The organism is Streptomyces phyllanthi (assembly GCF_009377205.1).
Classification (GTDB): Bacteria; Actinomycetota; Actinomycetes; order Streptomycetales; family Streptomycetaceae; genus Streptomyces; species Streptomyces phyllanthi.
Genome location: NZ_VJZE01000065.1, coordinates 24,626 through 30,625, shown reverse-complemented (window position 1 = coordinate 30,625; position 6,000 = coordinate 24,626). Strand labels below are relative to the sequence as shown.

The following is a 6,000-nucleotide window of genomic DNA, read 5'->3' as shown; positions in this document are numbered from 1 at the left end:
GCTTAGGATCCACCAGCCCCGCCCGCCGCAAGGCATCAGCCATCGCACTGTTCGCCGGCGCGGACGCCTGCCGCGCTCCACCGCCACCGCCACCGCCACCAGCACGGCCCTGCCGCGGCTGAGGCGGACGGCCACCCCGCTGCGGGCGCCCACCAGAAGACTGCCCCGGCTTCCCCTGAGGCGCCGCCTCGTCATCCAGCCGCAGCGTCAGCGAGATCCGCTTACGCGGAATGTCGACGTCCAGCACCTTCACCTTGACGATGTCTCCGGGCTTCACCACATCCCGCGGATCCTTCACGTACGTCTTCGACATCGCGGACACATGTACCAGCCCGTCCTGGTGGACCCCGACATCCACGAACGCCCCGAACGCCGCGACGTTCGTGACGACCCCCTCCAGGACCATCCCCGACGCCAGGTCGGAGATCTTCTCCACGCCCTCCTTGAACGTGGCCGTCTTGAAGGCGGGCCGAGGATCACGCCCCGGCTTCTCCAGCTCCCTCAGAATGTCGGTCACCGTCGGCAGACCGAACGTCTCGTCCACGAAGTCACCCGGCTTCAGCGACCGCAGCACCGACGTGTTGCCGATCAGCGACGCGACCTCACTGCCCGACCGCTTCACCATCCGCCGCACCACCGGGTACGCCTCCGGGTGCACACTCGACGCGTCCAGCGGATCGTCACCACCCCGGATCCGCAGGAAGCCCGCACACTGCTCGTACGCCTTCGGACCCAGCCGCGCCACGCCCTTCAGCTGGGAGCGGGACTTGAACGGACCGTTCGCGTCCCGGTGCGCCACGATGTTCTCCGCGAGACCGGACGAGATACCGGAGACACGGGCCAGCAGCGGTGCGGAGGCCGTGTTGACGTCGACCCCGACACCGTTCACACAGTCCTCGACCACCGCGTCCAGTGACCGCGACAGCTTCACCTCGGACAGATCGTGCTGGTACTGCCCGACACCGATCGACTTCGGGTCGATCTTCACCAGCTCGGCCAGCGGGTCCTGGAGCCGGCGCGCGATCGACACGGCCCCGCGCAGCGACACGTCCATGTCCGGCAGCTCCTGCGAGGCGAACGCCGACGCCGAGTACACGGACGCGCCCGCCTCCGACACCATCACCTTGGTGAGCTTCAACTCCGGGTGCCTGCTGATCAGCTCACCGGCGAGCTTGTCCGTCTCGCGCGACGCCGTGCCGTTGCCGATCGCGACCAGCTCGACCGCGTGCTCCTTGGCGAGCCGCGCGAGCTTGGCGAGCGCCTCGTCCCACTTGTTGGCCGGGACGTGCGGATAGATCACGTCGGTGGCGACGACCTTGCCGGTCGCGTCGACCACGGCGACCTTCACACCCGTACGGAAACCCGGGTCGAGCCCCAGCGTCGCGCGCGTGCCCGCGGGCGCGGCGAGCAGCAGGTCCCGCAGGTTCGCCGCGAACACGTCGACCGCCTCGTCCTCCGCGGCCGTACGCAGCCTCAGGCGCAGGTCGATGCCGAGGTGGACGAGGAGCCGGGTGCGCCAGGCCCAGCGGACCGTGTCCGTCAGCCACTTGTCGGCGGGGCGCCCGCGGTCGGCGATCTGGAAGCGGTTCGCCACGATGCCCTCGTACGACGACGGGCCGTCCGTGGGCTCCTCGGGCTCCAGGACGAGGTCCAGGACCTCCTCCTTCTCACCGCGCAGCATGGCGAGGATGCGGTGCGAGGGAAGCTCCGTGAAGGGTTCGGCGAAGTCGAAGTAGTCGGCGAACTTGGCGCCCGCCTCCTCCTTGCCGTCCCGCACCTTGGCGGCCAGCCGCCCGCGCACCCACATGCGCTCACGCAGCTCGCCGATCAGGTCGGCGTCCTCCGAGAACCGCTCGGTGAGGATCGCCCGCGCACCGTCCAGCGCGGCCTGCGGGTCGGCGACACCCTTGTCCGCGTCCACGAACGCCGCGGCCGCCGCGAGCGGCTCCACGGACGGGTCACCCAGAAGCCCCTCGGCCAGCGGTTCGAGCCCCGCCTCGCGCGCGATCTGCGCCTTGGTCCGCCGCTTCGGCTTGAACGGCAGATAGATGTCCTCCAGCCGCGCCTTCGTCTCGGCACCGCGGATCTGCGCCTCGACCTCGGGCGTCAGCTTGCCCTGCTCGCGCACCGAGTCGAGGATCGCGGTGCGCCGCTCCTCCAGCTCCCGCAGATAGCGCAGCCGCTCCTCGATCGTGCGCAGCTGCGCGTCGTCGAGCATCTCGGTCGCTTCCTTGCGGTAGCGGGCGATGAAGGGCACCGTCGAACCGCCGTCGAGCAGCTCCACCGCGGCCTTCACCTGCCGCTCCCGTACGCCGAGCTCCTCGGCGATCCTGCCTTCGATGGACCCTACTTCGATGGATCCGGGTGTCGTCACGATCCCGTACCGCCTTCATTGACTGAGGTTGCGCGGCAATTGTGGCAGGCGACACCGACAACGGGGGATCAGGGCACCGCCTGGGAGGGTCGGAGCGGAAATTTCCGGTCCACACCCGGATCCGCCGCCGCGGCCAGGTGCCGCGACGGCGGATCCGGGTGGTACCGCACCGGCCACGACCCGCCGGAAGGGGCGGGCGCACCGTGCGCGTCGGCCGGTCAGACCCGATGGGCCCGCCCGCCGCGGTGCGTAGAAGCCGAGGCGCCGCCGAACAGTCGGGCCAAGGCACGGAACGGCAGCGTCACCACGGTGGCGATGGCCGCACCGATCTGCCGCAACACGTCTGCGATCGCACGGAACACGTACTTCCCCTTTCGTCTTCGTCTCCCGGCTTGTACGGCCGGGAGACGATCGAGTACCGCGCGTAAGCGAGGTCATGCCAACGCCCTCACGACCACGCAGGGCACGGCCGTCTCATCGCATGGCAGGAAAGGTGGGGAACTCGTCATTGCGGCCATCACCAGGGCCGCCAAGAATCGAAGCCATGCGATCCGTCCTGGTCGTCCTCTTCGACGACGTGCAGAGCCTCGATGTCACCGGCCCGGTGGAGGTCTTCAACGGCGCCGAACTCCACCGCCCCGGGACGTACCGCATCCGCACGGCCACCCTGGACGGCACCCCCGTACGCACCTCCAGCGGCCTCACCCTCGTCCCGGACCACGCCCTCACCGACGGGCGCGGGACCGCCCCGCACACCCTGGTCGTCCCGGGAGGCCAGGGCACCCGGCGCCCCGCCCCGGACCTCGTCGCCTGGCTGCGCGAGCACGGCCCGCGCGCGGAGCGCCTCGTCTCGGTCTGCACCGGAGCGATCCTGCTCGCCGAGGCGGGCCTCCTGGACGGGCACCGCGCCACGACCCACTGGGCGTACTGCGACAAGCTCGCCCGGGACCACCCGGAGATCGAGGTCGACCCGGACCCGATCTACGTCCGCGACGGCAACGTCGCCACCTCGGCCGGCGTCACCTCGGGCATCGACCTGGCCCTCGCGCTCGTCGAGGAGGACCTGGGCCGGGACACCGCCCTCTCCATCGCCCGCCACCTGGTCGTCTTCCTCCGCCGCCCGGGCAACCAGGCCCAGTTCAGCGCCCAGCTCGCCGCCCAGACGGCCCGGCGTGAGCCACTGCGCGAGGTCCAGCAGTGGATCACCGAACATCCGGGCGACGATCTGACCGTCGAGTCGCTCGCCGCCCGCGCCCGCCTCTCGCCCCGCCACTTCGCCCGCGCCTTCCAGGCCGAGACCGGTATGACGCCCGGACGGTACGTCGACCGCGTACGCCTCGAACACGCCCGCCGCCTCCTGGAGGACAGCGCGGACGGCGTCGAGGAGATCTCCCGCGCCTGTGGCTACGGCACCCCCGAGGCCATGCGGCGCGCCTTCGTCAGAACGCTCGGCGCGGCCCCGGCGGAGTACCGGCGCCGCTTCCGTCCGGCGCCCTCTCCCACCCACTGAAGCCCACTGAAGCCCACTGAAGGGAAACCCATGCAGATCGCGATCGTCCTCTTCGACCGTTTCACCGCCCTGGACGCGGTCGGCCCGTACGAGACCCTCGGCCGCCTCCCGGACGCGGAGACCGTGTTCGTCGCCGAGGAGACCGGCCCGGTCCGCAGTGACACCGGCGCCTTGGCGATCACCGCCGACAGGACCCTGGCCGAGGTGCCGAACCCCGGCATCGTGGTGGTCCCGGGCGGCCCCGGCCAGTTCGCCCAGATGGAGAACCAGACGCTCCTCGACTGGCTGCGCACCGCCGACCGCACGAGCGTCTGGACGACCTCCGTGTGCACCGGCTCCCTGCTGCTCGCCGCGGCAGGCCTTCTCGAGGGCCGCCGCGCGACCTCGCACTGGCTGGCCCTGGACTTCCTCGAGCAGTTCGGCGCCGAGTCGACGGGCGAGCGGGTCGTCGTCGACGGCAAGTACGTCACCGCGGCCGGGGTCTCCTCCGGCATCGACATGGGCCTGACCCTGGTCGGCCGGATCGCCGGCGACGAACACGCCCAGGCCGTACAGCTCATGACGGAGTACGACCCGCAGCCGCCCTACGACGCGGGCTCCCCGCAGAAGGCCCCCGCGCACCTCGTGGAGGAGTTCCGCACCAACAGCCGTTTCGCCCTGACGTAGCGGGGAGCCTCACACGCTCCACGTGAAGCGCGGCTGCCTGCGCTCCAGGAACGCGGCGACGCCCTCCGCGGTGTCGCCGCTGCCGCGCGCCTGCGCGGCCCAGTGGGCGTCCCGGTCCGTACGGCCGTTCGCGAACTCCTTGGCCGCCGCCTGCGTCAACTGCGAGCGGGAGACCAGCACACGGGTGAACTCCGCGACCCGCTTGCCGAGTTCACCCGCCGGCAGCACCTCGTCCACCAGTCCCGTACGCAGCGCCCGGTCCGCGTCGATCAGCTCACCCGAGAACAGCAGGTACTTGGTGGTGGCCGGCCCCACCAGCGCCACCAGCCGCCGGGTCGAGGAGGCCGGATAGACGATCCCCAGCTTGGCCGGGGTCACCCCGAACAGCGCGCCCTCCTCCGCGAACCGCAGATCGCAGGCCGCCGCCAGCTGGGAGCCGCCGCCCACGCAGTACCCGCGGACCGCCGCGAGCGTCGGCTTCGGGAACGCGGCGAGCGCCTCCTCGGCGAGCACGGCCAGCTCCTGCGCCTCGCCAGGCGAGCCCCGCAGCGTCGAGATGTCGGCGCCGGCACAGAACGTGTCGCCCTCCCCGGTGAGCACGAGCGCCCGTACGGCGCGGTCGGCGGACAGCCCGTCGAGCAGCGGCGGCAACGCTCGCCACATCCCGGCGGTCATGGCGTTGCGCTTGGCCGGATGACGGATGACGACGGTGGCGACCCCGTCCGAGACGCTGTGCGGCAGCTCCATGAGCGGGATGCTATCCGCCCTGCTCGAACGTACGATCAAGAAGGGGCCCGGTGAGAGGAGGGTCCGATGCCAGGAACGAAGCGTGACGAGACCGCCCGGCTCAGCCGCGGTTTCAGCTGGCTCGCCGCACTCGGTGTGATCCTTGTGATCGCGGGTCTCATCGGACTCTTCTACACCGCGTTCGCGACCCTGACCTCGATGCTCCTGTTCGGCTGGCTGCTGCTGATCGGCGGCCTGGTCGGCCTGCTGCACGCGGTACAGGCACGCGGCACCAACTTCTTCTGGCTGGGCGTCGTGGTCGCGGCCCTCAACATCGCGGCCGGAGTGGTCGTCCTCAAGACCCCGGACGCCGCGGCCGAGGCCCTCGCCATGTTCGCCGCGCTGCTCTTCCTGGCGGGTGGCCTCTTCCGCCTGGTCGGCGCCCTCGTGGTGCGCGGCCCGCAGTTCGGCTGGACCCTGGTCCAAGGCGCCTTCGGCCTGCTCCTCGGCATCCTGGTGCTGGGAACCTGGCCGAGCAGCAGCCAGTACGTCATCGGGACGTTCATCTCGCTCGCGCTGCTCTTCGACGGACTCGGCCTGATCGCCACCGGCTACGGCGGGCGGCGGGTCGTCGGCCTGGTCACCGAGCGGCTGACCACGGAGGGTGACCACGGAGCCTCCGGGAAGGGCCGGAACACCTCCGGGACGTGAGCGGACGAGCCCC

6 protein-coding genes are annotated in these 6,000 nt (G+C 71.2%); 3 read left to right on the top strand and 3 right to left on the bottom strand.

The features are described from left to right. Positions 1-2,374 (bottom strand): Tex family protein (locus FNH04_RS12600; protein WP_322722975.1); only part of this gene is annotated, 2,374 nt, incomplete at its 3' end. Positions 2,375-2,592: 218 nt separating this feature from the next. Further along, positions 2,593-2,736, bottom strand: a complete 144-nt coding sequence (locus FNH04_RS46510) for an LPFR motif small protein (protein WP_194236648.1) — start codon at positions 2,734-2,736, stop codon at positions 2,593-2,595. 182 nt (positions 2,737-2,918) lie between these two features. Between FNH04_RS46510 and FNH04_RS12595 the strand changes: the two genes are divergently transcribed. Together FNH04_RS12595 and FNH04_RS12590 are read left to right on the top strand one after the other, a co-directional pair. Continuing rightward, positions 2,919-3,884 (top strand): GlxA family transcriptional regulator, encoded by a 966-nt coding sequence (locus FNH04_RS12595; protein WP_152783479.1) that lies wholly within the window; start codon positions 2,919-2,921, stop codon positions 3,882-3,884. Between the two features lie 30 nt (positions 3,885-3,914). Then, positions 3,915-4,550 (top strand): DJ-1/PfpI family protein, encoded by a 636-nt coding sequence (locus tag FNH04_RS12590; protein ID WP_152783477.1) that lies wholly within the window; start codon positions 3,915-3,917, stop codon positions 4,548-4,550. Between the two features lie 9 nt (positions 4,551-4,559). On the opposite strand, the gene FNH04_RS12585 is transcribed toward FNH04_RS12590, so the two are convergent. Further along, on the bottom strand, positions 4,560-5,297 hold the full coding sequence (locus FNH04_RS12585; RefSeq protein ID WP_152783475.1) for an enoyl-CoA hydratase/isomerase family protein: 738 nt from the start codon (positions 5,295-5,297) through the stop codon (positions 4,560-4,562). A 66-nt stretch (positions 5,298-5,363) separates the two neighbouring features. Between FNH04_RS12585 and FNH04_RS12580 the strand changes: the two genes are divergently transcribed. Further along, positions 5,364-5,987 (top strand): HdeD family acid-resistance protein, encoded by a 624-nt coding sequence (locus FNH04_RS12580; protein ID WP_152783473.1) that lies wholly within the window; start codon positions 5,364-5,366, stop codon positions 5,985-5,987. Positions 5,988-6,000: the final 13 nt, after the last annotated feature.

What these genes read in the sequence shown, in the direction of transcription:
- FNH04_RS12590 (WP_152783477.1), top strand. Translation starts at nt 3,915, where the DNA reads ATGCAGATCGCGATCGTCCTCTTCGACCGTTTCACCGCCCTGGACGCG.
- FNH04_RS12585 (WP_152783475.1), bottom strand. Translation starts at nt 5,297, where the DNA reads ATGGAGCTGCCGCACAGCGTCTCGGACGGGGTCGCCACCGTCGTCATC.
- FNH04_RS12595 (WP_152783479.1), top strand. Translation starts at nt 2,919, where the DNA reads ATGCGATCCGTCCTGGTCGTCCTCTTCGACGACGTGCAGAGCCTCGAT.
- FNH04_RS12580 (WP_152783473.1), top strand. Translation starts at nt 5,364, where the DNA reads ATGCCAGGAACGAAGCGTGACGAGACCGCCCGGCTCAGCCGCGGTTTC.